The following is a 26,616-nucleotide window of genomic DNA, read 5'->3' as shown; positions in this document are numbered from 1 at the left end:
CGATGGCGACGGGCGGTACGTCCGCGAGTGGGCGCCGGATGCCGAGGACAGGGACCCCATCGTCGATCTGAAGGCATCGCGCGACGCGGCCCTGGCGGCCTACGAGGTCGTGAAGAACGCCGGCTGAGATCCGGCGCCGGAATGCGAGAGGTGCGCGCGGGGTTGTCGCTGTCGATGTCTCCCGTACTCTCCGTTCTCGACCTCGTTCCCGTCCGTTCCGGCCAGACCAGCAGCCAGGCCGTCGCCGCCTCGCTCGCGCTGGCGCAGCGCGCCGACGACCTGGGCTATCGCCGTTACTGGTTCGCAGAGCACCACAACATGCCGGCCGTCGCGTCGACGACGCCGCCGGTGCTGATCGCTGCCACCGCCGCACGCACCTCGCGCATCCGCGTCGGCTCCGGCGGCGTGATGCTGCCGAACCACGCGCCACTCGTCGTCGCGGAGCAGTTCGCCGCGCTCGAGGCCATCGCGCCCGGACGCGTCGACCTGGGCCTCGGGCGAGCACCGGGAAGCGACCCGGTCATCACCCAGCTGCTGCGCATGAGCGGCACCTCCAGCGACGTCGACCGCTTCCCCGAGCACGTCCGCGACATCAGCGCGCTGATGTCGCCCGACGGCGCGACGGTGCGCCACACGGGCCGCGCCGGCGACGACGACCGCTACGGCATCCACGCGACGCCGGCGGCGACGGGCGCGCCCGAGGTGTGGCTGCTCGGATCGAGTGACTACTCGGCGCAGCTCGCGGCCGCATTCGGACTGCCCTACGTGTTCGCCAACCACTTCTCGGGCGAGGGCCTCGAGCGGGCACTGGACCTCTATCGCGGCCAGTTCCAGCCCTCGGCGCACCTCGACGCGCCCCGCACCTTCCTCACCGCCAACGCGGTCGTCGCCCCCACCACCGCCGAGGCCGAAGAGCGCATGCTGCCGCAGGCGCGGATGATGGCACGTCTGCGCGGTGGGCGCCCGCTCACGGCGCTGGAAACCGTCGAGCAGGCCGCCGCGTCCGAGGCGGAGGACCGTCTCGCCGGCCCTCTTCTCGACGCGCTGCGGCGGCGCTGGTTCGTCGGGACCGGCGACGACGCGCGCGGGGCGATTGCGGCCTTCGCCGATCGCCACGGCGTCGACGAGGTCATGATCTCGCCCGTGTCGGGAGCCTACGACGGGGAGGCGATGAACGCCGCGACCGGCCGCGTCCAGACGCTGGAACTCCTCGCAGCCTGAGGCCGCTGATCGGGGCGTTTCGACTCGCTGCGCTCTGCGTTTCGACTCGCTGCGCTCTGCGTTTCGACTCGCTGCGCTCGCTCAACGACCGGCAAGAGATACACCCCCGGTCGAAACGGCGAAGCCGGAGGTCAGGCCTCGGGGGCGCCGGAGATGAGACCGCGAAGCCAATCGCGGGCCTCGACGAACACCTCGTCCGAGTAGCGCTCGGGGTAGTGGACGATCGCACGGTCGGCGCGCGGATAGGAGCCGAGGTAGATCATCTTCGGGCTGAACCGCCGCAGACCCAGCAGCGCGTCGGCCATGCGCTCGTCCTGGATGTGCCCGTCCGCATCGATGACGAATCGGTAGCGCCCCAGGGCGTCGCCGATGGGTCGCGAGGCGAGCAGCGACAGGTTGATCCCGCGCGTGGCGAACTGCTCGAGCATCTCCATCAACGCGCCCGGGTACTCCTCGGGCAGCTCGACGATCAGCGAGGTCTTGTCGGCGCCGGTCGGCGCGGGCGGCGCGACGGTGCGGCCCACCAGCACGAAGCGGGTGACGGCATTGGCGTTGTCGCCGATCTCCTCGGCGAGCAGCTGAAGGTCGTGGTGTTCGAGGATCGCGGGCGGCGCCACCGCGGCATCCGCGTCGCTGATGCCCTCCAACATGTCGACCGCGGAGGCCACGTTGCTCGACGCCGGCAGGTGCGCATGGTCGGGCACATGGGCCGACAGCCACCGCAGGCACTGCGCGTAGGCGACCGGGTGCGCAGCCACGAGGGTGACGTCCTCGAGGCGGGTTCCCGGGCGGCCGACGAGCACGAAGTTCACGCGGACCAGATACTCACCGATGATTCTCAGCCCCGGCATCGTGGCCAGTGCATCCTGTGCGGTGGACACACCGCCGTCGACCGAGTTCTCGATCGCGATCATCGCGGCATCCGACCGGCCTTCGACCACGTCGGCGAGCGCTTCGGCGACATTGCGCACCGGACGCCAGATCTGGTCGCGCGCCTCGGGCACCTGCGCCAGCGCCGCTTCGGTGAACGTTCCGGCCGGTCCGAGATAGCTGTAGGTACGGCGCGCGGGCACGGATGCCGCAGACGCCTCGGTCGACGAAGGCGCGGAAGTCACGGGTGACAGCCTACGCTGAAGGGGTGATCCGCCGATTCTCCTCCCTCGCCGTCGTCACCGCCGCCATGCTCGCACTCGGCTTGAGCGCGTGCGCGCCCGTCGATGAGAAGCCGGCGACCCAGCCCACGCCGACCGGTTCTGCGAGCGCAACCCCGACGCCGACGCCCACTCCGACAGCGACGCCCTCGCCGTCGCCCACGGCCGACCTCGCCTGCCTCGTCGGCGAGTGGCACATGGGCCAGGACCAGGTCACGGCCTTCTACAACGACGTGAACTCGCTCATGGCGGGATCGGGTGCCAAGTTCACTCCGGTGGGCACCGCGGATCTCATCCTCCGCAAGGACGGGACCTACAAGTGGACCCCGGCCGAGCAGGTCACCGCGAACGTGTCGGGAACGACCATCCTCATCAACTTCAAGGGCTCGATCACGGGCACCTACACGGTCACCGGCAACGGGATCGGCAGCCAGACCCAGGACACGTCGGGCTTGGAGATCGTCGCGACGATCGACGGCAAGGGCACGGACGCCGGGGCCATCAGCCAGCAGATCTCGGTCGCGCCGATCAGCGACGCGAAGTACGGGTGCAAGCCCGAGACGCTGACGCTCATCAACAAGCTGTCCGACAGCACCGCGACCTCGGTCCTGCACCGGGAGTGAGCGGGGGCGCCGCGGCAGTGACAGACTGTGGACATGAGCCGCGCAGGACAGCCAGCCGAAGCCTCCGACCTCGTCGACATCGATGAGCTCATCGCCGCCTACTACGACCTCAAGCCCGATCCCACCGTCGCCGAACAGCGTGTCGCCTTCGGTACGAGCGGCCACCGCGGCTCGTCGCTGAGCACGAGCTTCAACGAGGACCACATCCTCGCGACCACCCAGGCGATCGTCGACTACCGCACGGCGCAGGGCATCAGCGGTCCGCTCTTCCTCGGTCGCGACACGCACGGCCTGTCGCTTCCGGCAGAGCGGACGGCGGTGGAGGTCCTGGTCGCCAACGGTGTGGACGTCCGTACCGACTCCCGCGATTCGTGGGTGCCGACACCGGCCCTCAGCCACGCCATCCTCACCTACAACCGCGACCTCGCCGCCGACGACCCCGCTCGCGCCGACGGCATCGTGGTCACCCCCTCGCACAACCCGCCGCGAGACGGGGGCTTCAAGTACAACCCGCCCCACGGCGGCCCGGCCGACACCGATGCCACCGGCTGGATCGCCGACCGCGCCAATGCCCTCATCGCCGCCGGCCTCGAGGGCGTGCGGCGCACGCCCTTCAAGGACATCGACGCCGACACCCTCGGTTCGTACGACTTCCGTGAAGGCTATGTCGCCGACCTCGGCAGCATCATCGACGTCGCCGCCATCGCGAAGGCGGGCGTGCGCATCGGCGCGGACCCCCTGGGCGGCGCCTCGGTCGAGTACTGGCAGCTGATCGGCGAGCGCTACGGGCTCGATCTCACCGTCGTGAACCCCGAGGTCGACCCGACGTGGCGCTTCATGACACTGGACTGGGACGAGAAGATCCGGATGGACCCGTCGTCGCCGTCCGCGATGGCCGCACTCGTGGCGCGACGCCATGAGTACGACATCCTCACGGGCAACGACGCCGACGCCGACCGCCACGGCATCGTGACGCCGGATGCCGGGCTGATGAACCCGAACCACTACCTGGCGGTGGCGATCGACTACCTGTACGCGCACCGCCCACAGTGGGCGGCCGACGCCGCCGTCGGCAAGACCCTCGTCTCGTCGATGATCATCGACCGGGTCGCTGAGGCGCTCGGCCGGCGGCTGCTCGAAGTGCCGGTCGGGTTCAAGTGGTTCGTTCCCGGCCTCCTCGACGGGTCGGTCGCGTTCGGCGGCGAGGAGTCGGCGGGAGCCTCCTTCCTGCGTTTCGATGGCTCGGTGTGGACGACCGACAAGGACGGCATCCTCCTGTGCCTTCTCGCCGCGGAGATCCTCGCGGTGACCGGCAAGACGCCGTCGCAGCGCTATGCCGAGCTGGAGGCCCAGTTCGGCGCCTCCGCCTATCAGCGCGTGGACGCCCCGGCGACGCCGGCGCAGAAGTCCGCCCTGTCCAAGCTCGCCCCGGAGGCGGTCACCGCGACCGAGCTCGCCGGCGAGCCGATCACCGCGAAACTGTCGCAGGCGCCCGGCAACGGCGCCGCGATCGGTGGCCTCAAGGTGCAGACCGCACACGCCTGGTTCGCCGCACGCCCCTCAGGCACGGAGGACGTCTACAAGCTGTACGCCGAGTCGCTGCGCGGCGAGGAACACCTGCGCGAAGTGCAGGCCGAAGCCCGCGCCGTCGTCGCTGCCGCGCTGGGCGACGCGTGACACGCACCGATCGCTGACCGCACGAACGGAAGCGGCCCCGGCCCCCGACGAGGGGGACGGGGCCGCTTCCGTCTCTCAGGCCCGCACGGTGCGGCGACGCATGACCAGCGCCGCGCCGGCGAGGACCAGGAGCATCGCGATGACCAGAGCCACGCCGAACGGAGCCGTGGCACCGGTCGTCGCGAGCGCCGTCGGCGCTGCCGTCACCGTGACCGCGTACCACCCGATCACCGCTCCGGAGGCGTCGGTGACCGCAAGCCGGTGTGCGCCTGCGGGGACACCGAGCGGAACGGTCACCGCGATGGTTCCCGCTGCCGAGACGGTCGCGGTGCCGAGGGCTCGCGGCGTCGAGAACAGCCACGCCCCCACCGAGCTGCCGGCGCGATCGCTGCCGACCTGGATCGACACGGTGGAGCCGGCGGCGATCGTCGCCGGTCCCGAGATCGCGCCCTGCAGCGCCGCCGTGAGGTCGCCCTCACCAGGCGCTCCCGTTCCGGCGGAGGCCGACGGCGACGGCGAAGCGGGGCCGCTCGGGGACGGGGAGGCGGAGGCCGACGGCGACGGCGAGGGATCCGGCGTCGGCGTGGTCGTCGCCTCCTGACCCGTGACGGCGTCGGAGACCGTGGTGGCAGCCGTGAACCCGTCGGCGGCTGCCGTGAGAGCGACCGTCAGCGCGTGTCCGACATCGGCGGTGGTCACGGTGTACTGCGTCGACACCGCTCCATCGATCGGCACCCCGTCCCGACGCCAGGCGTAGGTGAGCTGCGCCGTCGACGGGTCGACGGTGCCGGCGACAGCCGTCAACGTCGCACCGACCGTGGGCGCGCCGGTGATCGTCACGCCCGAGACGACGGCATCGCGGGTGACGGCGATCGTGTACACCTTCTCGGCGCCGGAGACGGCCGTGACGCGGACAGTGGCCGTGCCCCCGCCGTCGGCGGGCTGGACGATCGCGACCGTCGCATCCTCGTCGACCGCTGTCGCGGCCACCGTCGGCCACGTCGATCCGGGCACCGACACCGCATAGGCCGTGCGGTCGGCGGTGAAGTCCTGCACGGACGTGGAGCCGACGCTCAGCCGTGCGAGGTCCGCGACCGACGATGCCGAGGGAGCCGGCGCGTAGATCTCGACCTCCGACACGATGATGTGCGTGTTGGGGTAGGCGTTCATCACGACACGGATCTGATCAGCCGATGCCGCGCCGACGGGGACGTCGACGGAGGGATCGCCGGTCGCCGGGGTTCCGACGGTGATCGTGTCTCCGGTGACCCAGGAACCCGAGCCGAGTCGGTAGTCGACGTGCATCGTTCGGGCCCACGAGGTGCCCCCGTCGCGCTTGAAGTACACCTTCACGTGCGGGACGGGAACCGCAGCGGACAGGGCGTAGGTCAGCGTGTCGGCGGCGTTGAGCGTGCCGCTGCGCCAGTTCGACCATCCCTTGTCCGTCGTGATGCCGTTGATCGTGTTCGAGGCGGGGTAGCCGCTCTCGGTGTAGGTCGCGGACGCCGTGCTCGTGCGTGCGACGTTGTTCTCCGTCGGCTCCGTGACGATGACGCTGAGTCTGGCCGGGAGCGTGCCCCCGCCTGCGACGCTCGCACTGCCGCTGATCGAGACGATGCCGGGCTGCGCGAACGCGGCATCCGTCACGCCCGACCACGACCAGGTCACCGGCGCCGAGGCCGTCGCTCCGCCGGCGCGCACCTCGAGAGGCACGGTCGTCGGCGACGCGGCGGCGACCGTGGCCGCGGAGGCTCCCGTGTACGTGGTGAGCGAGACGGGCAGTGCCGCCGTATAGGCGCCGACGTCGACCACCGCCCGCACGGTGAACGGCGTACCGAACAGATCGGTGCCGCTGCCGGCGACGATGGTGGTGCCCGGGGCCCAGTCGTGGCCGTCGAGGCTCCACGTCACGGCGGCCGTGCGCGTGCCACCGCCCACGTAACGGATCGGCACCGTCGTGGGAAGCACCGGCGCGACGCCCACGGCGGTCGTGGTCGTCACGTCGGGCACGCTCTGCACCGCGGTCGGGGCGAGCGTCCAGGCCTGGTTCGCGCCGTTGTTCGAGGTCCACAGCCCCACGCTGGTGCCGTCGGCCGTACCGGCACCGTTGACGTCGAGCACACGGGTGGACGCGACGTTCAGCAGCGAGAATCCGCGTCCGTCGAGCGTGGTGGGCATCCACTGCGCCGCCGGGTTGGTCGCGGCCTGCTCCGGTGTCGCGCTGATCACCGTCAGGTTCGTCCCGGATGAGGCCAGGTAGCGCCCGTCGGCTGCCCGCAACAGCACACGCTGGCGGTCGGAGCCGGCGCCGGTGAGCGAGGTCGCCGTCCAGGTCTGCGCCGTCGCGGCATCCGCCGTCGTCGCCGCACTGCGGATGGTGAGCGCCGTCCCCTGCACGGTGAGGGCCTTGCCGCTCTGCACGCCCAGGAGCTGGTAGGCCGCGCCGTCCTTCACCTGCGGCGCGGACGCCGCAACGCCCGACACGCCCGACACCACGAAGGTCGTGACGGACTTGGCCGGCACCGTGAGGGTCGCCGTGCGCGTGATCGGGTCGACGGCCACGGCGGAACCGGTGACGAGCGCGTTCTTCTCGACATCGTCGGCCGGAGACTGCGTCGTGACGACCGGCGTCACCGTCGCACCCGGCGCGATCGATGCGAAGTTCGACAGGTCAAGACGCACGGTGCGCGCGGTGGTCTCCGTGTTGACGTGAACGAGGTTCACGCCGGTACCGGATGCCGAGACGGCGGCGGTGGTCTGCGTGTCGTTGGTGGGGACGATGTGGTCACCCGGGCGGATGAAGTGGGTGAAGTTGCGCACCGTGTTGTACTTCGCGTTGGTGACGACCTTGCACGAGGGGTCGGCGTCGCCGTCCGTGAGGCGCCGCTTCGAGTTCCCGTCGGCGTTGCAGTCGAAGTCGACGAGGACGCTGCCCCAGTTGAGCTTTTCCACCTTCTGCATGTTGTAGAGGTCTTCGACCGGCTGCCAGAACACCCAGGCCCGCGGTTCGAGCTCGCGGAGGTCATCGATCATGTGGCCCGCCATGCCCAGACCGTTGTCGATGTTGGTCTGGTTGAAGCCGGACTTCGAGGTGTCCCAGTCGCCTTCGACCTCGCTCATCCACAGCGGCTTGTCAGCGGTCTTGGCGATGTCGCGCACCATCGTGCGGTTGGAGGTTCCGTACGTGTGCACGTTGAGTTGGGCGACGGCGTCCTTCGAGGACTGCGACCACCCGTTCCAGTCCGTGACGAAGGTGGACGGGTTCGTCTCGTCCATGGCCGAGATCGGAACCTTGGTCGTGGTCGACGGGGCCGCGAGACGCGCCGCGAGCGCCTGGATCATCTGATCCTGGCGCTGCGGGCCGATGTGCGCCCCCTCCTGGCGACTGGCCGAGGTCGGCCAGGTCGCGCCCTGCGGGATGGTCGTGCCCCAGTAGTTCGTGTTCGGCTCGTTGAACGGGTCGAGGGAGTCGAAGGTGATGCCGTAGGTCTGCTCGAGGTGCTCGACGACCTTCACGAGATACCCGGCGAACTTGTCCATGTCGGCGGGCGCGAGCTGCTCGGCGCTGGCGTTGTTGATGCCACCCGAGACGTACCCGCTCTGCGTCAGGAAGTAGGGCGGGGAGTTGCTGAATGCCTCCCACTTGGTGATCTTGTCCTTGAGCGCTTCGATCCACCAGCGCTGGGTCGCATCGGCGTTCCAGTTGAACGCGGACGGGTCGTCGGGGTTCCAGGCGGCGGCGTAGCGCGCACGGTCGGCGTAGGTGGAGGTGATCGGGCCGGAGCCGTCGCTCTTGCCGAGATCGGGGTTCCACCACCCCTGCACGGCACCGCCCGGACGCAGATACGACGGGACGTCGGTCGCGTTGCCGCCGCCGATGTTGTAGCGGGCGATGTTGAGGTTCAGCCCGTCTTCGCCGAACACCTTGTCGAGGAGGTCCTGTCGAACCGCCTCCGGGTAGCCACCTGTGGCGTTCGCGAACCAGACCAGGCTCGTCCCCCACCCTTCGAAGGGCTCGGAGGCGTAGGCGGGGTTGGGGGTGATCGTCACCGTGGGGGGCGCGGATGCCGCCGCCGCAGGCTCGGCAGCCGCGAGCGGCGCCACGAGTCCGGTGATACCGAGGGCGGTGACGGCGGCGAGCGCGATCAGGCCGGGGGACTTCATCGTGGGGGATTCCTCTCTGTGTCGCGTCGTCGCGAACCGGGAGCGCGTCATGTTACCGTTAACATGGCTCGGTCCCAGCCTAGAGGAGTCGCGATGTTGACGTCAACACGCGACGTGCGCGGCGCGGCGGCGCCCCCTCATCAGGCCACGCGTGCGACGCCCGCTGCGAGCTGCGCCCCGGCGGCGCGCAGCCACCGCGCAGGATCGGCGAGCGCGGCGCCTGCCGACCCGGCGAGGTCGGTGAGCGCGATCGCCGCGAAGAACGCGGTCGCATCCGCCGTGGGGGCGATCCGTCCGGCGACGAGGGCCGTCGGCACCCCGGCCGCGGCGGCCGCCGCGGCGACCACGGAGGGCGCCTTTCCCGCCGCGGACTGATCGTCGTAGGCCCCCTCACCCGTGACGACGACATCGGCCGTCGCGACGGCATCCGCGAGCCCGACGAGGCGGGCGATCTCCTCGGCGCCGGAGACGAGTCGTGCTCCCCACGTCAGCAGGGCGAAGCCGGTGCCCCCCGCCGCACCCGCGCCCGCCATCATCGGATCGAGCGGGAACAGCGACGCGGCGTGCGCGAGGCCCGCCTCGGCGCGCGCGATGTCGTCGATGCCCTTCTGCGGGCCGAAGACCGCGGCCGCACCCGCGGGGCCGAGCAGCGGAGTGGTCACATCGGAGAGCACGACGATGCCGCCGGCAGGAGGCGGTCGCAGCGCGGCGGTGTCGACGCGGGCGATCGCCGCCAGCCCTCCGGCGCCGTCGGGCACCGCGGCGCCGTCGCCGTCGACGAACCCGGCGCCGAGCGCCGAGAGCATGCCGACGCCAAGCTCCGTGGACGCGCTCGATCCGATGCCGAGGACGAGGCGCTCCACGCCGTGGTCGAGCGCAGCGGCGATCGCCTCGCCGAACCCGCGCGTCGACGCGTCCCACGGACGCAACCGGCCGCCCAGCAGTTCGATCCCGCTGGCCGCCGCGAGCTCGACCACCCCGGTGCCGTCCGGCAGCAGCAGCCATGCCGTCTCAGCGGGCGTTCCCGCCGGCCCGGTGACGGTGAGCGGCATCCGCGTCGCGGCCGGGACGGCGGCGGCGAACGCGTCGAGCGTGCCCTCTCCCCCGTCGGCCATCGGCCGCAGCACTACCTCGTCGGCGGGTCGCACCGACCGCCACCCGTCGCGCAGTGCGGCGGCGACCGCGGCGGCGGGGATCGAGCCCTTGAAGCTGTCGGGGGCGAGGACGACGCGGGTCATGGGCGCGATGCTACGCGTTCACCTGCCTGCGGCATCGGGTACCCGCTCGCATCGGGCAGGATGGACACATGACGTGGCTTGTGACCGGCGGAGCGGGATACATCGGTGCGCACGTGGTGCGCGCTCTACAGGCGTCGGGCATCGCCCCGGTCGTCGTGGACGACCTCTCGAGCGGCCACGCGTCGTTCGTGCCGGAGGGCGTACCGTTCGTGGAGGGCACGATCCTGCATCGCGCACTGCTGGCCGACACGATGCGCGAACACGGCGTCACGGGCGTGATCCACGTCGCCGGATTCAAGTACGCGGGCGTCTCCGTACAGCGCCCGCTGCACACCTACGAGCAGAACGTCGAGGGCACCCGCGTGGTGCTGGCGGCCATGGCGGATGCCGGTGTGCACAACATCGTCTTCTCTTCCTCGGCCGCGGTCTACGGCACCCCTGACGTGCCGCTGGTGACCGAGGACCTTCCCAAGCGCCCCGCGTCGCCGTACGGCGAGTCGAAGCTCATCGGAGAATGGCTGCTGCGCGACCAGGCGGTCGCCACGGCATCCGACGAGAACCCGCTGCGGCACACCGCGCTGCGCTACTTCAACGTCGTCGGCTCGGCCGACCCCGCGGTCTACGACACCAGCCCCCACAACCTCTTCCCGATCGTGTTCGAGAAGCTGCTCGCGGGCGAGACGCCGCAGATCAACGGCGACGACTACGACACTCCCGACGGCACCAACGTCCGCGACTACGTGCACGTCGGCGACATCGCCGCGGCGCATGTCGTGGCGGCGCAGCGCCTGGAGGCGGGTGAGCCCGTGGAGGCCGCCTACAACCTCGGCTCGCAGAACGGACTGAGCGTGCGCGAGATCATGGATGCCATGGCCCGCGTGACCGGCATCGACTTCACGCCGAAGATCGGGCCCCGCCGCCCCGGCGACCCCGACCGCATCGTCGCCACCGGCGAGCTGGCCGCGCGCGACCTCGACTGGGCCAACCGCTACACGGTCGACGAGATGGTGCGCACGGGCTGGGAGGCGCGCCGCGCCGCGCGCTGACGCACGGCGGCGTGCGACTCGCATGGGGAGTCCTGCCCATGTCGCATGGCCGCCACCAGCGCCTAGGCTCGCATCGACACCAGGAGGCGGACCAGGCCGGGATCAAGGGCGGGCCGAGGGGAGTCCGTCATGCTCGTCGGGTTCAGTCAGGGCGGCATCCTCGCGGGCCACCTCGCCGCCTACCGCTCGGACGACGACAACTTCGGTGCCGTCGTCGTCTGCGGCGCACCGATCGACAACATGCCGATCCCGGACCGCGCGCGCGTGATCTCCGTGCAGCACGAGGGCGACCCCGTCCCGAAGCTCGACTTCTTCACGCTTCCTCCCACTCGCCCGAACTGGCAGACGATCACGTCGGCCGCGCCTGGCAACCCGACCGACGTGACGAAGATCCACGACGCCGGGCAGTACGCACGAGGCGAACAGCTACACCGAAACGGAGTACTACTCATGGCAGGAATGAGACGCGGATGGACGGTCGCGGCCGCTGTTGCGGCGGCTGTCGTGTTGTGCACGGCGTGCTCGCCGTGATCGGGAAAAGTGGGGATGCTGACGCATCGGCCGCCGTCAGCGCCGTGGAAGCGGCCGATTCTCGCGTCGCGAGCGCAACGGTCGCGCAGGGGCAGAGTGGTTTCTCCTCGGGCGGGATCGTGGAAGTCGTCACGTCCGGTGAAGACCCCGTCACCTCCGATGAGCTCTCTGCACTCCTGCTGGCCGCGCGCCATGCGGGCAGCCGCGAGCCCGGTCACATCGATCTCTTCACGAAGAGTCAGTCGAGCGCCTCGCTCGACCTCACCGCCGCAGCCGACCAGCTGGGCATTCTCTACAGCAAGATCGGTGATGGGATCGACGTCAGCAGCGGCGGGATCAACGACGCTCTCGGAACAGGTCGATGACGGACACCGACACGGCGACGACGCCGACGCTCCGCTTTAGACTCGCCGGCGCGTGGCATCCGGTGCTGTGGAACGAGCTCAGCTCTGCGGAGCTCATCGCCGACTGAAGCGCAGCGCGGGCGCGCGCCGCGCCGCGAGAAACCACATTCAGCGCAAGAAACACCCGCCGCGTTGGTTTCTCGTGGCGGATGTGGTTTCTCGCGCGGGAGAACGCGCGGAGCGGAGGCTAGCCGAGTCGCACGACCGCCCACGAGACGGCCGGCAGTGACACGCGCAGCTCGTCGCCCTGGCGGATGACCTCCAGCGACTGCGGCCGCACCCGGTCCGGGTCGGCGAGCGTGTTGGCGACCCGGTAATCGGCATCGGTGATCATCCACGACTCGACGACGGCGAGGGATGCCGCGTCGAGCTCGCGCAGATCGATCACGAGCTCCGCGGCATCCGACACCGAGCGGTTCACGAGGAACACGCTCGTGCCGGCGTCGTCGGTCGTGGCGACCGCGTTGACGGCGGAGACGTCGCCGAAGCGCGCGCTCTGCACGCGCGGCGCGCCGTCGATCTCGACCCGCCGCGCGGTGCCGCGGCCGAGGCGGGACGTGAGCGAGAAGGGGTAGAAGGTCGTCTGGCGCCACGCGGGACCGCCGGGCTCGGTCATGATCGGTGCGATGACGTTCACGAGCTGTGCGAGCGAGGCGGAGCGCACGCGATCGGCGTGCTGGAGCAGCGTGATGAGCAGGTCGCCGACGACGACGGCATCCATCACGTTGTACTGGTCCTCCAGCAGCCGCGGCGCCACCGGCCAACCGTCGGGAACGAGGTCTCCCGCCTTCGTGCCGTCGTCGGCGAACTGGTACCAGACGTTCCACTCGTCGAACGAGAGCATGATGCGCTTGTCCGATCCGCGCTCGTGCGCGATCTCGTCGGCGGCGGCCACCACCTCGCGGACGAACAGGTCGGTGTCGACGGCCGAGACGAGGAACTCCTGCGCCTGGCCGTTGCGCTCCTGGTAGTACGCGTGGCACGAGATGAAGTCGACGTCGTCGAACGTGTGCCGCAGGACGTCGCGCTCCCACGCCCCGAACGTGGGCATGTCACGGGCCGACGAGCCGCAGGCGACGAGCTCGATGGTGGGATCGAGCATGCGCATCGCCTTGGCCGCACGCGAGGCGAGCGTGCCGTAGTCCTCGGCGTTGCGGTGACCGAGCTGCCACGGACCGTCCATCTCGTTGCCCAGGCACCACATCCGCACGTCGAAGGGGGTCTCGCGTCCGTTCGCGGCGCGCACGCGAGTCCAGGCGGTGTCGGCGGCGACGTTCGCGTACTCGAGCAGGTCGAGGGCCTCGGCGACATCGCGCGTGCCGAGGTTCACGGCGAGCATGAGGTCGCTGCCGACCTTCTCCAGCCACGAGGAGAACTCGTGCAGGCCCACCTGGTTGGTCTCGGTCGATCGCCACGCGAGGTCCAGGCGCCGCGGCCGATCCTCGCGCGGGCCGATGCCGTCTTCCCAGCGATAGCCGGAGACGAAGTTGCCGCCCGGGTAGCGGATGGTCGTGACGCCGAGCTCCTGCACGAGCGCGATCACGTCGGTGCGGAAGCCCTCGGCATCGGCAGCGGGGTGTCCGGGCTCGTGGATGCCGTCGTAGATGTGCCGTCCGAGATGCTCGACGAACCCGCCGAACACTCGGGCGTCGACGTCGCCGACGATCTCGGCAGCACGCACACGTGCGGTCATGGGTTCTCTCCTCACCATTCGACGGGCCTCACCATTCGACGGGCCTCACCATTCGACAGGCCCGAGCAGCAGCCGATCGCTGAACGCGAGTTCGGCGGCGCCGGTCGGCTCCAGGTCGAGCACCGTGAACACGTTACGACCCGCCCGCGTCAGCGGGGCGGGGACGAACAGCGAGTGCTGCGGACCCGTCTGCCAGAAGCGACCCAGGCAGAACTCTCCGATCCACGCCAGCCCCGTTCCGAGCGCCGTGAGATCGACGACGAGGTCACGCGGCGCGTCGAGGTCGACGACAGCGCGAAGCACCGCGGCACCGGCGACGGGCCCGGCATCCGCACCGGCTGCTTCGGCGGCGCGCGCCGGCAGCTGCTCCCAGGGCACGACGACGACGTCCCACGCGGCGGGAACCAGCCCGCCCACGGTGACCGGCCCGATCAGGCCTTTGTCCTCGCCGATGCGCGGTCCGTAATTCACGCGTCCCTGGTCTTCGACGAGGATGCCGAGAACGCCGGTGCCGCGCGGCAGCACGAGCGTGCGTTCACGGCGGTCGCGCGAGAGGACGCCGACGGGCACGCCGTCCAGGCTCACCCAGGCACGGTCGCGCACCTCGCCGATCGCGAGAACCACCGGCGCCTCGCCCTGCGACAGACGGGTCTCGTAGCGCAGGAAGCCGCGCGAGACGCCGAGCTCGTCCATCGTCGGCGCATGATCGTGGTGCTGTGCGGGCTCGGCGCGCAGAAGGTCGGCGAGCGTGACGACGCCTTCGAGCGGGACCGACGCCGGGGCCGCCGCGAGGGGCGGCAGCAGATCGGCCGCGGTCGCCTCGGGAACGGGCGCGTAGCGGGCGATGACCTCTCGGAACGCCCAGAACTTCTCCGTGGGACGGCCGGCCTCGTCGAGCGGGGCGTCGTAGTCGTAGCTCGTGATGGTCGGCTCGAAGACGCCCTTGTCGTTGGCACCGTTCGTCAGGCCGAAGTTCGTGCCGCCGTGGAACATGTAGATATTGACCGAGGCGCCCGCCTGCAGCAGAGCCTCCAGTGACGCGACGGATGCCTCCGTCGAGGACGTGCGATGGAACGATCCCCAGTAGTCGAACCATCCGCACCAGAACTCCGAGCACATGAGGGGGCCGGTGGGCTGGTGCGTGCGCAGGACGCGCAGGCGATCGGCGACGTTGCCGCCGAAGGAGCCGGTGCGGTGCAGCTCGGGCAGACTGCCGCGCGAGAGCATCTCGTCGGTCGGCTGGTCGACGCTCGTGAGCGGCACCGTCACGCCCGCATCGAGATACGTGTCGCGGAGGGCGCGCAGGTAGCTCTCGCGCTCCTGCGTCGTGAAATCGCCGTAGGCGCCGTACTCGTTCTCGACCTGCATCAGGATGACCGGGCCGCCGCGATCGATCTGGCGCGGCACCACGATCTCGAGCACTCTGCGAAGGAAAGCCGTCACGGGGGCGAGGAAACGAGGGTCGGCCGAACGGACGCCCATATCGCCGTCGAAGAACAGCCAGGCAGGAAGACCCCCGCCGTCCCACTCGGCGCAGATGTAGGGCCCGGGGCGAACGATCGCGTGCATTCCTTCGGCCGCGACCAGATCGAGGAAGCGGGCGAGATCGAGCGCTCCGTCGGCGCGGAAGACTCCCGGCTCGGGCTCGTGCTCGTTCCAGGGAACGTAGGTCTCGATCGTGTTCAGCCCCATGAGGCGGGCGGCGCGGATGCGATCTGCCCACTGGTCGGGGTGCACACGGAAATAGTGGAGGGCGCCGCTCAGCACCCGGTACGGCTGGTCGTCGAGCAGAAAGTCGCTCTCGCCGATGCGGAAGGATCCGGTAGCCATGCGGGCCTCTCAATCACTGTCTTCTCACAGCCGCGGCGGTGGGGTGATCGGGACCACCCCACCGCCGCAGATCCTGCGAAGGGCTTACTTGTTGACGCTGAAGCCCTGGTCCGTGCCGTACGACACGTTCTTGTCCTGCCAGGCCTTCAGTCCGTCCGCGATGGACGTCTTGTTCAGGTAGGCCTTGCCGACGGTGTCGGCGTAGATGCTGTTGGCGTACGACTGCCACGGCAGGTACTGCCATCCGGTGCCCACCGACTTGGTCGCGTCGACGAGAACCTGGTTGATGGCCTGGCCACCGAAGTAGTCCGAGGTCTTGTTCAGGAAGTCAGACGACTCGAGGTCCTTCGTCGTCGCGGGGAAGCCGCCCGACTTCAGGAAGACGTCGATCGAATCCTGCGAGTTGTTCAGCCACTTGAGGAAGCCGGCCGCGAGAGCCTGGTTCTTCGAGCCCTTCATGACGACCTCGGACGATCCGCCGTTCTCGGCCGTGGCCGGGGTGCCGTCGTAGGTCGGCATGGGCGCGACAGCCCACTTGCCCTTGCCGCCGGGGACGTTGGCCTCGAGAACACCCGGCATCCAGGCGCCGATCGGCAGCGAGGCGATCGTGCCGTCACCCAGAGCCTGGAACCACTGGTCGCTCCAGCCGGGGATGTTGCCGAGCGAGCCGCTGGCGAGCAGCTTGTCCCAGACAGCGGTCCACTTCTGCGCGCCCGCGTCGCTCAGGTCGATCGTGACGTTCTCGCCATCGGTCTTGAACGGGCGGCCGCCGGCCTGCCAGATCATCGAGGTGCCGAAGCCGGCGTCGGTGCCCTGGTCGTTCGTGATGAACTTCGTCGGGTCTGCCGCGTGCAGCTTCTCACCCGCCGCGACGAACTCGTCCCACGTCTTCGGCACGGTCAGACCGAACTTGTCGAAGACCTCCTTGTTGTAGAACAGGGCCATGGGGCCCGAGTCCTGCGGAAGGCCCCAGATGCCACCGTTCTGCGACACTGCACCCCACGTGGATGCCGTGTAGTCGCCCTTGAGGTCGCCGAAGCCGTAGGCGCTGAGGTCCAGCAGCGAACCGGCCAGCTGGAACTGCGGGAGCGACTGGTACTCGATCTGGACGACGTCGGGGATGCCCGAGCCGGCCGAGATCGCGTTCTGCAGCTTGGTGTTGTTGTCGTTCGCGCCACCGGTGTTGACGAGGTTGACCTTGACGTTCGGGTAGGCCTTCTCGAACGCGGCGACCTGATCCTTGGCGGAAGGGGTCCACGTCCAGTAGGTGATCTCGCCGCCGGCCTTCAGGGCCTCGTCGATCGACGACGCGCTGCCGCCCGAGCTCGAGCCGCCGTTGCCGCCGGCGCACGCCGCGAGGCCGCCGCCGATCAGGAGCGCGGTGGCTCCGATCGCGACCACACGCGCGATCTTCTTGGTGCTTGTCATGCTGTGTCCTTCCGCTTCTTTGTCGGATATGGGTGGGTGGGTGGGTATGGGACGCCGCGCCGTGACACCCCTGTCACTGCTTGACGCTTCCCGCGCTCAGGCCGGACTGCCAGTAGCGCTGGAGGAGGAGGAAGGCGATGACGATCGGAACGATCGTGAGGAGCGACCCGGTGATGACCAGGTTGAAGATCGGCTGCGAGCTGACGCCGACGGCTTGGAGGTTCCACTGCTGCAGACCGATGGTCAGCGGGAACAGGTTGGGGTCGTTGAGCATGATGAGGGGCAGGAAGTAGTTGTTCCATGTCGCCACGATCGCGAAGAGGGCCACGGTGACGACACCGGGCGCCAACAGACGCAGTGAGATCGTGAAGAACGTCCGGAACTCACCCGATCCGTCCACGCGGGCCGCTTCGAGCAGTTCGGTGGGCACGGAGTCGACCGCGTAGACCCAGATCAGGTACAGGCCGAAGGGCGAGATCAGGGACGGGATGATGATCGCCCACATCGTGTTCGTGAGGCCCAGCTGGCTGAACATGAGGAACGTGGGAACCGCGAGGGCCGTTCCCGGCACCGCGATGGCACCGAGGATCACGGCGAAGACGGCGCGCTTGCCGGGGAAGTTGTACTTCGCGAGCCCGTAGCCGGCCAGCGTCGCCAGCAGCGTGGCGCCGCCGGCTCCGATCACGACGTAGATCAGCGTGTTCAGGAACCACCGCAGGAAGATTCCGTCGTTGTACGTGAGGACCTGGCCGATGTTGTCGAACAGGGCGAACGGCCCCGAGAACACAGGGCCGAACGATCCGATGAGCGACTGCTGCGTCTTGGTCGAGCTGATCACGAGCCACAGCAGCGGCAGGAAGGAGTAGATCAGGAACAGCGACATGATGATCGTCAGCAGGGGCGACTTGCGCGGCCCCTTCTCGCCGATCTCGGAGCGCCGACGGCGACGGGGACGACCGGCCATGGTGCCGGTGTGGTCGAGGGGCAGGCCGGCCATCAGCGGTTCTCCTTACGGGTGCCGCGCAGCTGGACGACGTAGGCGATGACGGCGGTGATGACGCCCATGATGATCGCGATGGTGGCGGCGTAGTTGACCTGCTGGCCGATGAAGCTCAGGTTGTAGGCGTACATGTTCGGAGTGAAGTACGTCGTGAGCAGGTTCGGGACCAGCGTCTTGAGGATGTTGGGTTCGTTGAACAGCTGGAAGCTGCCGATGATCGAGAAGATCGTCGCGATCACCAGCGCACCGCGCAGGGCAGGCAGCTTGATCGCGCGGATGATACGGAACTGACCGGCGCCGTCCAGCGCCGCCGCCTCGTAGAGGTCCTCGGGGATGGTGCGCAGTGCCGAGTAGAAGATCAGCATGTTGTAGCCGATGAACTCCCACGTGATGATGTTGCCGATCGCCAGCAGGATCCACTGCTGGGTGAACGGGGTCACGAGGTCGAAGCCGACGAGCTGGTTGATGTTGCCCGCCAGCCCCAGACGGTCGGAGTACATGAAGCCCCACATGAGCACCGCGACGACGCCGGGCACCGCGTAGGGCAGGAAGATGCCGATGCGGAAGAAGGAGCTGCCGGCCAGGCGGCGCGAGTCCAGGGCGAGGGCGGCGATGAGCGCCAGCAGCAGCATGATCGGCACCTGGATGACGAGCACGAGGAAGACGTTTGCGAACCCCGCCCAGAACTGGGGGTCGGAGAACGCCTGCAGGTAGTTGTCGGCACCGACGAAGGACGTGCCGCCGATCAGCTTCGTGCGAAAGACGCTGAGATAGATCGAGTAGGCCAGCGGCGCGAGGAACGTCACGGCGAACACGATCAGGAAGGGCAGGACGAACCAGAACCCCGCCCATTGGCGGTCGGTCCGACGCACGCGGCGTCGAGCCGGTGCGGGTGCGGTGAGTGCGGACATCTTCGTCAGAGCCTTCTGTGGGACGGGGCCATGTTTACGTCAACATGGCGAGGTCGAGAGTAGCATGTTGACGTCAACATGTGTCAAGAGTTCCGGATCGACGCTCAAGGGAGAACGCGGATGAACGGCTCAGCGGAACGCGCGCGCAGCGCCTCGCTGCAAGATGTCGCGCGGCGCGCGGGGGTCTCCGGACAGACCGTGTCACGAGTCGCTAACAATTCCGAACGAGTCGCGGATGCGACCCGCCACCGTGTGCTCGCCGCGATGAACGAGCTGGGCTATCGCCCCAACGTCGCGGCACGCGCCCTGCGCCGCGGCGCCTTCGGCTCCATCGGGGTCGTGGTCTTCAGCCTCGACTCGCTCGGCAACATCGGCACGATCGGCGGCATCCTCACCGCCGCAGCCGCCCGCGGCTACGCCATCGAGCTCATCCAGGCCCAGCCGGCCCTCGCCGCCGGCGACGCCGTGGCCTCGGCGGTGTCACGCCTGGACCAGGACGCCGTCGACGGCATCATCGTCGTGATCGAGTCGCATCTGATGTCCTCGGCATCGGTCGGCTTTCCCGCGGGCATGCCGAGCGTGCTCATCCAGTCCGGCGCCGGCGACGAGCACCCCTCCGTGACCGCCGACCAGGACCAGGGCAGCCGCCTCGCCGTCGAGCACCTGCTCTCGCTGGGCCACGAGACGGTCTGGCACATCGCCGGACCCCCCGCTTCGCGTGCCGCCGAGCTGCGTAGACGGGCGTGGCAGTCGACGCTGGAGGCGGCGGGCAGGGCGGTGCCGCACGTCCACGTGGGCGACTGGACCGCCGAGTCGGGCTACCGCATCGGTCGCCTCCTGGCGGCGCAGCCCGAGCTGACGGCCCTGTTCGCCGCGAACGACCAGATGGCGCTCGGCGCAATGCGCGCCTTCCACGAGCGCGGTCGCGCCGTGCCCGCCGAGGTCAGCGTCGTCGGCTTCGACGACATGGCCGAAGCGGCCTACTTCTGGCCGCCGCTGACCACGGTGCGCCAGGACTTCGGAACCGCCGGCTCGCTGGCCGTCTCTCTCGTCGTCGACCAGATCGAGGGCCGCCCGGTCGCGGGCGGCGTGCACCATGTGTCGACGGCGCTCGTGACGCGCGCCTCCACCGCACCGCACCCCCGCTGCCCGACGAAGGACGACCGCTCGTGACCTCTGCCTCCACCGCCGTCCCCCCTCATGCCCACCTTCGCGCCGGCGGCACGAGCGTCGTGCTCGATCTCGTGTCGGCCGACCAGCCGATCATCGTGCACTGGGGGCCCGATCTCGGCGAGCTCGCGGCATCCGATCTCGCCGACCTCGCCCGGGCCGCCGTCCCGCAGCGTGTCTCGGGCGGCCTGGACACGACGGCGAGACTGACCCTGCTGCCCCAGCAGTCCGGAGGCTGGCTGACGACCCCCGGGCTGAGCGGCGATCGCGCGGGCGCGGATTTCTCGACGCGTCTCACCCTCGTCGACGCCGACGTGACCCCGGACGCCGCGACCTTCACGCTCCGGGGCGATGCCGCCGCACTCGAGGTGCGGATCGCTCTCGCCGTCGGCGTGAGCGGCCTTCTGCACCAGCGCCTGCGGGTGACCAACCTCGGCGCCGCGCCCTACCGCGTGGATGCGCTCACCGCCGGATTCCCCCTGCCCCCCGGCGCCGCCGAGCTGTTGAGCACGACCGGTCACCACCTGCGCGAGCGCGCGCCGCAGCGTCAGCCGTTCACGATCGGCGGATTCGTCCGCGAGAGCCGTCGCGGCCGGCCGGGTGCGGACGCGACCCTGCTGCTCGCGGCGGGGGCCCCCGGCTTCGGCTTCGAGCGCGGACTCGTGCACGGGGTGCACGTGGCGTGGTCGGGCGATCACCGCCTTCTCGCGGAGCGCACGCCCACCGGAGACGCGGTGCTGCGCGCCGGCGAGCTCCTGCAGCCCGGCGAGGTTCTCCTCGCCACGGGCGAGAGCTACGAGACTCCCGAGGCGATCGGCTCGTGGGGCGATGGCCTCGATGAGCTCGCGGCCCGCTTCCACGAGGAGCTGCGGGCACGCGAGGCGCATCCGAGACGGCCGAGACCGGTCACTCTCAACACGTGGGAGGCGGTGTACTTCCGCCAGGACCTCGACACCCTCCGCGCCCTCGCCGACCGCGGTGCGCGTGTCGGCGTGGAACGCTTCGTCCTGGACGACGGATGGTTCCACGGACGCCGGGACGACACGGCCGCACTCGGGGACTGGTGGGTGGATGCCGAGGTCTGGCCCGACGGGCTGGGCCCGCTGATCGAGCACGTGCGCGGGCTGGGGATGGAGTTCGGGCTCTGGGTCGAGCCGGAGATGATCAGCCCCGACAGCGAGCTCGCGCGGCGGCATCCCGACTGGATCCTGCGCGCGCGAGATGAGCTGCCCCCGCCGGGACGCCAGCAGCAGGTGCTCGATCTGTCCCACCCCGAGGCCTACGCCTACATCGCGCACCGGTTGCACGCCCTCCTGGACGAGTACCCGATCGCCTATCTGAAGTGGGACCACAACCGGGATCTCGCCGAGGCGGGATCGGGTGCGCACGGCACCCCCCGGACGCACGAGAACGTCCTCGCGCTGTACCGCCTGCTGGACGAGCTGCTCGAGCGGCACCCCGGGCTCGAGATCGAGTCGTGCGCGTCGGGCGGGGCGCGGGTGGACCTCGGCATCCTGCAGCGCACGCATCGCATCTGGACCAGCGACTGCCTCGATCCCCTCGAGCGCCTCGACACCCAGCGTTACACCGGCCTGATCGTCCCGCCCGAGATGATGGGCGCCCACCTGACGAGCCCGGTCGTGCACTCGACGGGACGGAGCGTCTCGCTGCCGTTCAGCGCGCTGACCGCGCTGTTCGGTCACCTCGGAATCGAGTGGAACCTCACCGCCGAGGACGAGACGACCCTCGCGCAGATCGCCGCGTGGGTGAAGCTCTACCGGGAGCACCGCGACCTGATCGCCACCGGCCGACGCGTGCACGCCGACCTCGCCGACCCCGCCCTCGACCTGCGCGGCACCGTGGCCCGCGACCGTTCGCGCGCCGTCTACGTCCACACGCAGGTGCGGACGAGCGCACTGCATCCGCCGGCGCCGATCACCCTGCCGGGTCTCGACCCCGACCGCCGGTACCGGGTGTCGATCACCATCCCGGACGGGGCCGGTGGCTACCTCGGGCAGTCACCGCTGGCCTGGGAGGCCGCGCCGGTCACGATGACGGGCCGCGCGGCGGCATCGGTGGGGCTCCGGCCGCCGGTGCTGCAGCCGCAGGCCGCGGCGCTGATCGACGCCGTCGCCGTCGACTGACCTCGCGAACGTCGTCCCGCGATCAGACCGGCGCGGGGCCCGTGCTGTCGCGCACGATGAGGGGAGCCGGCATGACGGCGCGGGTCGCCCCGGTCGCCGACGTGGACTCGAGGTCGTCGCCCTCGTCGAGAAGAGCGGCGACGGCCTGCGCACCGAGCCGGTCGAAGAGCTGGCGCACGGTCGTGAGCGGGGGCCGGTAGTTCGCCGCGTCGTCGACGTCGTCGAAGCCGACGACGCTGACGTCTTCGGGCACCCGCGCACCGTGCTCGGCGAGGGCGCGCAGCGCCCCGAGGGCCATCTGGTCGTTGGCGACGAACAGGGCGGTGCCGACAGCGCCGTCGTCGATGAGTGCCTGGGCTGCCTCGTAGCCGGATGCCGAGGTCCAGGAGCCGCGCACGAGCGCGCCGACCGGCCGCCCCGCCGCCTCGAGGGTGTCGCGCCAGCCCCGCTCGCGCTCGGCCGCCGCGTAGGAGGTCGCCGGGCCGGCGATGTGCGCGACCGACGCGTGGCCGAGCGCGAGCAGATGCGCGGTCGCCTCGGCGGCTCCCCCGGCATGATCGGTCTCCACACCGGCGAAGCGGTCGTCGGGCGCCGAGTCGACGACGACCAGTCGAAGAGCGGTCGGCAGATCGGCAGAGCGGACGAGCGCGGAGGCCTCGTTGATGACGACCACACCGTCCACGCCCTGCTCGTTGAGTCGCTGGAGAGCTTCGGCCGCGTCTCCGGAACCCAGAGTGACGACGGCCACGTCGTGCTCGCGTTCGGCGGCGGCATCGGTGACGGCTTCGAGCATGAGCGAGTTGCCGACGGTCGCGAGCGTCGAGACGACGACGCCGATCGTGCCGGATCTCCCGGTCCGCAGCGCCCGGGCGGCGCGGTGGATGCGGTAGCCGCTGCGGGCCATCGCCTCCTCGACGCGGGCGCGGGTGGCGGGATCGACCCGGGGACTGGCGTTCACGACCCGAGAGACGGTCTGCGCCGACACCCCCGCGATTCGTGCGACATCCGCCATCGACGCGCGCTTGTGTGCCATCCCGACCTCCGTGTTGACGATAGCACGCACATAGCCCTATCGTGTTATCGTGAACATGCCGGAGCCGCCTCCTCACCTCGCTGCCGCGACCCCTCAGCCGCTGCCCCTGCCCGCGGTGTCCCTGGGCGCGGGCGTGGTGAAGCGCCCCACCCGGCTGGCCGACGGACGCGACCTCATCTACTTCGACGACCCCGACACGACGCTCGGAGCCGACCGAGCCGTCGATGCGCGCAGCCTCGACCCTCGTCCGGCGACGGCGACGATGCGGCAGGACATCCTCACCGGAGACTGGATCTCCGTCGCCGCAGCTCGGCAGAACCGCGCCTTCCTGCCCCCGGCGGAACTCGACCCGCTCGCGCCGCAGACGCCGACCAACCCCTCCGAGATCCCCTCTCAGTACGACGTCGCCGTCTTCGAGAACCGCTCCCCCTCCTTCGGCCCGGCTCTGGCGGAGGCCACCGGAGACGCCCCCGCGGCATCCGACCCTCCGCACGGACTCGACGACCTCGCACACCTGGGCCTCGGGCGCACCCGCACGAGCGTCGGCCGCTGCGAAGTCGTCTGCTTCTCACCGGAGCGCAGCGGCTCGTTCGGCACGCAGACACCGACACGCGCACGCACGGTGATCGAGGCCTGGGCCGACCGCACAGCGGCGCTGTCGGCGCTGCCCGGCGTGCAGCAGGTGTTCCCGTTCGAGAACCGCGGCGAGGCGATCGGCGTCACGCTGCAGCACCCGCACGGTCAGATCTACTCGTATCCGTACATCACCCCGCGCACGACCCGACTCCTCGACGCGATCGACCGGACGGCACCGGACCTCTTCGCTCGTATCCTCGCGTTCGAGCAGGCAGGCCCCCGCGTGCTGCTGCGGGGCGAGCACTGGACCGCGTTCGTGCCGTTCGCCGCCCGCTGGCCGCTCGAGGTGCACCTGCTTCCCCACCGCCACGTGCCCGACTTCGCCGCCCTCGACGACGCCGAACGCGACGAGCTCGCGCCGATCTATCTGCGCCTGCTGCGCGGCATCGATGCCCTCTACGGCGACCCCACGCCCTACATCGCCGCGTGGCATCAGGCCCCGGTGCACGTGGGCCGCGACACGGTGCGCCTGAACCTGCAGATCACGAGCCCGCGCCGCGCGGCCGACAAGCTCAAGTTCCTCGCCGGATCCGAAGCCGCCATGGGCGCCTGGATCGGCGACGTCCCCCCCGAGACCGCGGCCGACCGGCTGCGATCCGCCATCGAAGGAGTCCAGCTGTGACGACCACGGCCACACCGCGCACCGATGCGCACGACCTGTTCGGCGAGCTCACCGGCGCAGCGCCCGTGGGCTACTGGTCGGCTCCGGGACGGGTGAACCTCATCGGGGAGCACACCGATTACAACGACGGCTTCGTGTTCCCCTTCGCGATCGACGGCCGCACGATCGCGGCGCTGGGTACGCGCGACGACGGCCGCATCCGCGTCGTATCGACCTTCGATCCGGTGCCGGTCGAGGTCGCGCTGGCCGACCTCGACGCCCTCTTCCCCGACCGACGCGACGAGATCGTCGAGTGGGCGCGCTACCCGCTCGGGGTGGCGTGGGCGCTGCGGGATGCCGCACGCGCCGCCGGCCGCGACGCCGACGCGCTGACGGGCGTCGACATCGCTCTGGCCTCCGACGTGCCCGTCGGCGCGGGGCTGTCGTCGTCGGCGGCGATCGAAGGTGCCACGGCATCGGCCCTCAACGACGTGTGGCAGCTCTCCCTCTCGCCGGTGGATCTCGCTCAGGCCGGTCGCCGCGCCGAGAACCTGGCCGTGGGCGCGCCCACCGGGATCATGGACCAGATGGCCTCGATGCTCGGACGCGCCGATGCCGGCATCTTCCTCGACTGCCGCTCGCTGGAGGTCGATGTCGTGCCGCTCGGATTCGCCGACGCAGGGCTGGAGGTGCTCGTCATCGACACCCGCGTGAGCCACGCGCACTCCACCGGTGGCTACGGCGAGCGGCGCGAAGCCTGTGAACGCGGCGCGCAGATCATGGGGGTCGCCGCCCTGCGCGATCTCGTGCCGGCCGACCTCGACCGCGCTCGCGCGCTGATGGATGACGTCACCTTCCGGCGTGTGCGCCACGTCGTCACGGAGGACCAGCGGGTCCTCGACGCCGTGCGTCTGCTGCGCGCGGAGGGACCTCGGGCCATCGGCGCGCTGCTCGACGCGTCGCACGTGTCGATGCGCGACGACTTCGAGATCTCGACACCCGAACTCGATCTCGCCGTGGAGACCGCACGGGCGGCAGGAGCCGTCGGCGCCCGCATGACCGGCGGCGGCTTCGGCGGCGCCGCGATCGCACTCATCGATCGTGATCTCGTCGAGGAGGCGACCGCCCGCGTCGTCGCGGCATTCGAAGCCGCGGACTTCGGCGCTCCGCACGTGTTCACCGTGCACCCCTCGGACGGCGCACGCCGCGACGGGTAGCGTCGAGGGCGGGAGGTCGATCCGCGGCATCCCGGAAGGAGCAGTCGTGGCCTACATCACCGTCGGGACCGAGAACTCGACCGACATCGACATCTTCTACACCGATCACGGTCCGTCCGAGGCTCAGCCGGTCGTGCTGATCCACGGCTTCCCGCTGAACGGCGAGTCATGGGACCTGCAGCAGCGCGCCCTGCGCGATGCCGGATACCGCGTGATCTCCTACGACCGCCGAGGCTTCGGACTCTCGAGCAAGACGGCCTCGGGCTCCGACTACGACACCTTCGCCGCCGACCTGCACGCGCTCATCGAAGACCTCGATCTCGATGACGTCGTCCTCGTGGGCTTCTCGATGGGAACCGGCGAGATCGCCCGCTACCTCTCCCGCTACGGCACGGAGCGCGTCGCGAAGGCGGCGTTCCTGGGGTCGCTTGAGCCGTTCCTCCTGATCACGGACGACAATCCCGATGGCGCCGGCGACCAGGCCTTCTTCGACGACACCGCGGCGGCGGTCGCCGCCGATCGCGCCGCGTTCCTCACGGGCTTCTTCCGCGACTTCTACAACCTCGACGACCTGCTCGGCCGGCGGATCTCGCAGGAGGCCGTCGATGCCTCCGTCCAGGTCGCGAACCAGGCCGGCAACGCCGCGATCGCCGCCGCTCCCCTGACGTGGCCGACGGACTTCCGGGGCGATATCCCCGCGATCACCGTCCCCACGCTGATCCTGCACGGCACCGCAGACAACATCCTCCCGATCGACAAGACGGCGCGGCGCTTCAAGGATCTGATCCCGGAGGGCACGGATCTCACCTACGTCGAGATCGACGGCGCGCCGCACGGCCTGCTGCGCACCCACGGCGCCGAGGTGAACGAGGCGCTGCTCGCCTTCCTCCGCGTGTGA

Annotated in this window: 20 protein-coding genes; 11 read left to right on the top strand and 9 right to left on the bottom strand. The window is 70.3% G+C overall.

Annotation, left to right across the window (positions count from 1 at the left end):
- The first annotated feature begins 141 nt into the window (after nt 1-141).
- On the top strand, nt 142-1,221 hold the full coding sequence (locus I5I_RS02600; protein WP_036316139.1) for an LLM class flavin-dependent oxidoreductase: 1,080 nt from the start codon (nt 142-144) through the stop codon (nt 1,219-1,221).
- 131 nt (nt 1,222-1,352) lie between these two features.
- Here the strand turns inward: I5I_RS02600 and pheA are convergent, their stop codons facing one another.
- Nucleotides 1,353-2,336, bottom strand: coding sequence for a prephenate dehydratase (gene pheA, locus I5I_RS02595; protein ID WP_036316138.1), 984 nt, complete (start codon nt 2,334-2,336; stop codon nt 1,353-1,355).
- Between the two features lie 23 nt (nt 2,337-2,359).
- Between pheA and I5I_RS02590 the strand changes: the two genes are divergently transcribed.
- Both I5I_RS02590 and pgm read left to right on the top strand, forming a co-directional pair.
- The gene (locus I5I_RS02590) at nt 2,360-2,995 is read left to right on the top strand and encodes a hypothetical protein (RefSeq protein WP_231560275.1); all 636 of its coding nucleotides are present in this window, start codon (nt 2,360-2,362) and stop codon (nt 2,993-2,995) included.
- 33 nt (nt 2,996-3,028) lie between these two features.
- Nucleotides 3,029-4,672, top strand: coding sequence for a phosphoglucomutase (alpha-D-glucose-1,6-bisphosphate-dependent) (pgm, locus tag I5I_RS02585; protein WP_036316135.1), 1,644 nt, complete (start codon nt 3,029-3,031; stop codon nt 4,670-4,672).
- Between the two features lie 75 nt (nt 4,673-4,747).
- Here pgm and I5I_RS02580 read toward each other — a convergent pair whose 3' ends face one another.
- Both I5I_RS02580 and I5I_RS02575 read right to left on the bottom strand, forming a co-directional pair.
- Nucleotides 4,748-8,836 (bottom strand): RICIN domain-containing protein, encoded by a 4,089-nt coding sequence (locus I5I_RS02580; protein WP_051039443.1) that lies wholly within the window; start codon nt 8,834-8,836, stop codon nt 4,748-4,750.
- Between the two features lie 140 nt (nt 8,837-8,976).
- Nucleotides 8,977-10,074, bottom strand: a complete 1,098-nt coding sequence (locus I5I_RS02575) for a glycerate kinase (RefSeq protein WP_036316133.1) — start codon at nt 10,072-10,074, stop codon at nt 8,977-8,979.
- A gap of 68 nt (nt 10,075-10,142) precedes the next feature.
- Here I5I_RS02575 and galE point away from each other — a divergent pair, with 68 nt between their 5' ends.
- The 3 genes from galE to I5I_RS02560 all read left to right on the top strand — a co-directional run bounded on the left by galE (nt 10,143) and on the right by I5I_RS02560 (nt 12,016).
- A complete protein-coding gene (galE, locus tag I5I_RS02570) occupies nt 10,143-11,120 on the top strand; it encodes a UDP-glucose 4-epimerase GalE (protein ID WP_036316131.1) in 978 nt (325 codons plus the stop codon).
- Between the two features lie 129 nt (nt 11,121-11,249).
- On the top strand, nt 11,250-11,651 hold the full coding sequence (locus I5I_RS17410) for a hypothetical protein (protein ID WP_036316129.1): 402 nt from the start codon (nt 11,250-11,252) through the stop codon (nt 11,649-11,651).
- 119 nt (nt 11,652-11,770) lie between these two features.
- Nucleotides 11,771-12,016 carry a hypothetical protein gene (locus I5I_RS02560; protein ID WP_187289903.1) on the top strand — a complete coding sequence of 82 codons (246 nt, stop codon included), beginning with the start codon at nt 11,771-11,773 and terminating at the stop codon, nt 12,014-12,016.
- A 226-nt stretch (nt 12,017-12,242) separates the two neighbouring features.
- Here the strand turns inward: I5I_RS02560 and arfA are convergent, their stop codons facing one another.
- The 5 genes from arfA to I5I_RS02535 form a co-directional block, all read right to left on the bottom strand.
- Nucleotides 12,243-13,748: an arabinosylfuranosidase ArfA gene (gene arfA / locus I5I_RS02555; RefSeq protein ID WP_036316125.1), complete on the bottom strand. Its 1,506-nt coding sequence runs from the start codon at nt 13,746-13,748 to the stop codon at nt 12,243-12,245.
- 45 nt (nt 13,749-13,793) lie between these two features.
- Complete coding sequence (locus tag I5I_RS02550; protein WP_036316123.1) at nt 13,794-15,578, bottom strand: glycoside hydrolase family 35 protein; 1,785 nt, start codon at nt 15,576-15,578, stop codon at nt 13,794-13,796.
- Between the two features lie 84 nt (nt 15,579-15,662).
- Entirely contained in the window at nt 15,663-17,006 is a 1,344-nt protein-coding gene (locus I5I_RS02545) for an ABC transporter substrate-binding protein (protein WP_036316121.1), read from the bottom strand.
- Between the two features lie 73 nt (nt 17,007-17,079).
- Nucleotides 17,080-17,970, bottom strand: a complete 891-nt coding sequence (locus tag I5I_RS02540) for a carbohydrate ABC transporter permease (RefSeq protein WP_051039445.1) — start codon at nt 17,968-17,970, stop codon at nt 17,080-17,082.
- Between the two features lie 32 nt (nt 17,971-18,002).
- Nucleotides 18,003-18,917: a carbohydrate ABC transporter permease gene (locus I5I_RS02535; protein ID WP_036316119.1), complete on the bottom strand. Its 915-nt coding sequence runs from the start codon at nt 18,915-18,917 to the stop codon at nt 18,003-18,005.
- A gap of 78 nt (nt 18,918-18,995) precedes the next feature.
- Between I5I_RS02535 and I5I_RS02530 the strand changes: the two genes are divergently transcribed.
- Together I5I_RS02530 and I5I_RS02525 are read left to right on the top strand one after the other, a co-directional pair.
- Nucleotides 18,996-20,090 (top strand): LacI family DNA-binding transcriptional regulator, encoded by a 1,095-nt coding sequence (locus I5I_RS02530; RefSeq protein ID WP_374699898.1) that lies wholly within the window; start codon nt 18,996-18,998, stop codon nt 20,088-20,090.
- A complete protein-coding gene (locus I5I_RS02525) occupies nt 20,087-22,231 on the top strand; it encodes an alpha-galactosidase (RefSeq protein ID WP_148285473.1) in 2,145 nt (714 codons plus the stop codon). The genes I5I_RS02530 and I5I_RS02525 overlap by 4 nt, the downstream gene beginning before the upstream one ends.
- Before the next feature lie 22 nt (nt 22,232-22,253).
- On the opposite strand, the gene I5I_RS02520 is transcribed toward I5I_RS02525, so the two are convergent.
- Nucleotides 22,254-23,264 (bottom strand): LacI family DNA-binding transcriptional regulator, encoded by a 1,011-nt coding sequence (locus I5I_RS02520; protein WP_036316115.1) that lies wholly within the window; start codon nt 23,262-23,264, stop codon nt 22,254-22,256.
- A 55-nt stretch (nt 23,265-23,319) separates the two neighbouring features.
- Between I5I_RS02520 and galT the strand changes: the two genes are divergently transcribed.
- From galT to I5I_RS02505, 3 genes are read left to right on the top strand one after another with little or no spacing between them, the layout of a single operon-like run.
- Nucleotides 23,320-24,522: a galactose-1-phosphate uridylyltransferase gene (gene galT, locus I5I_RS02515; RefSeq protein WP_036316144.1), complete on the top strand. Its 1,203-nt coding sequence runs from the start codon at nt 23,320-23,322 to the stop codon at nt 24,520-24,522.
- Nucleotides 24,519-25,718, top strand: coding sequence for a galactokinase (gene galK, locus I5I_RS02510; protein ID WP_036316112.1), 1,200 nt, complete (start codon nt 24,519-24,521; stop codon nt 25,716-25,718). Before galT ends, galK begins: the two co-directional genes overlap by 4 nt.
- Before the next feature lie 46 nt (nt 25,719-25,764).
- Nucleotides 25,765-26,616 carry an alpha/beta fold hydrolase gene (locus I5I_RS02505; RefSeq protein ID WP_036316110.1) on the top strand — a complete coding sequence of 284 codons (852 nt, stop codon included), beginning with the start codon at nt 25,765-25,767 and terminating at the stop codon, nt 26,614-26,616.

This window comes from Microbacterium sp. B24 (genome assembly GCF_000333415.1).
Classification (GTDB): domain Bacteria; phylum Actinomycetota; class Actinomycetes; order Actinomycetales; family Microbacteriaceae; genus Microbacterium.
This window is presented reverse-complemented; position numbering and strand designations above follow the sequence as displayed.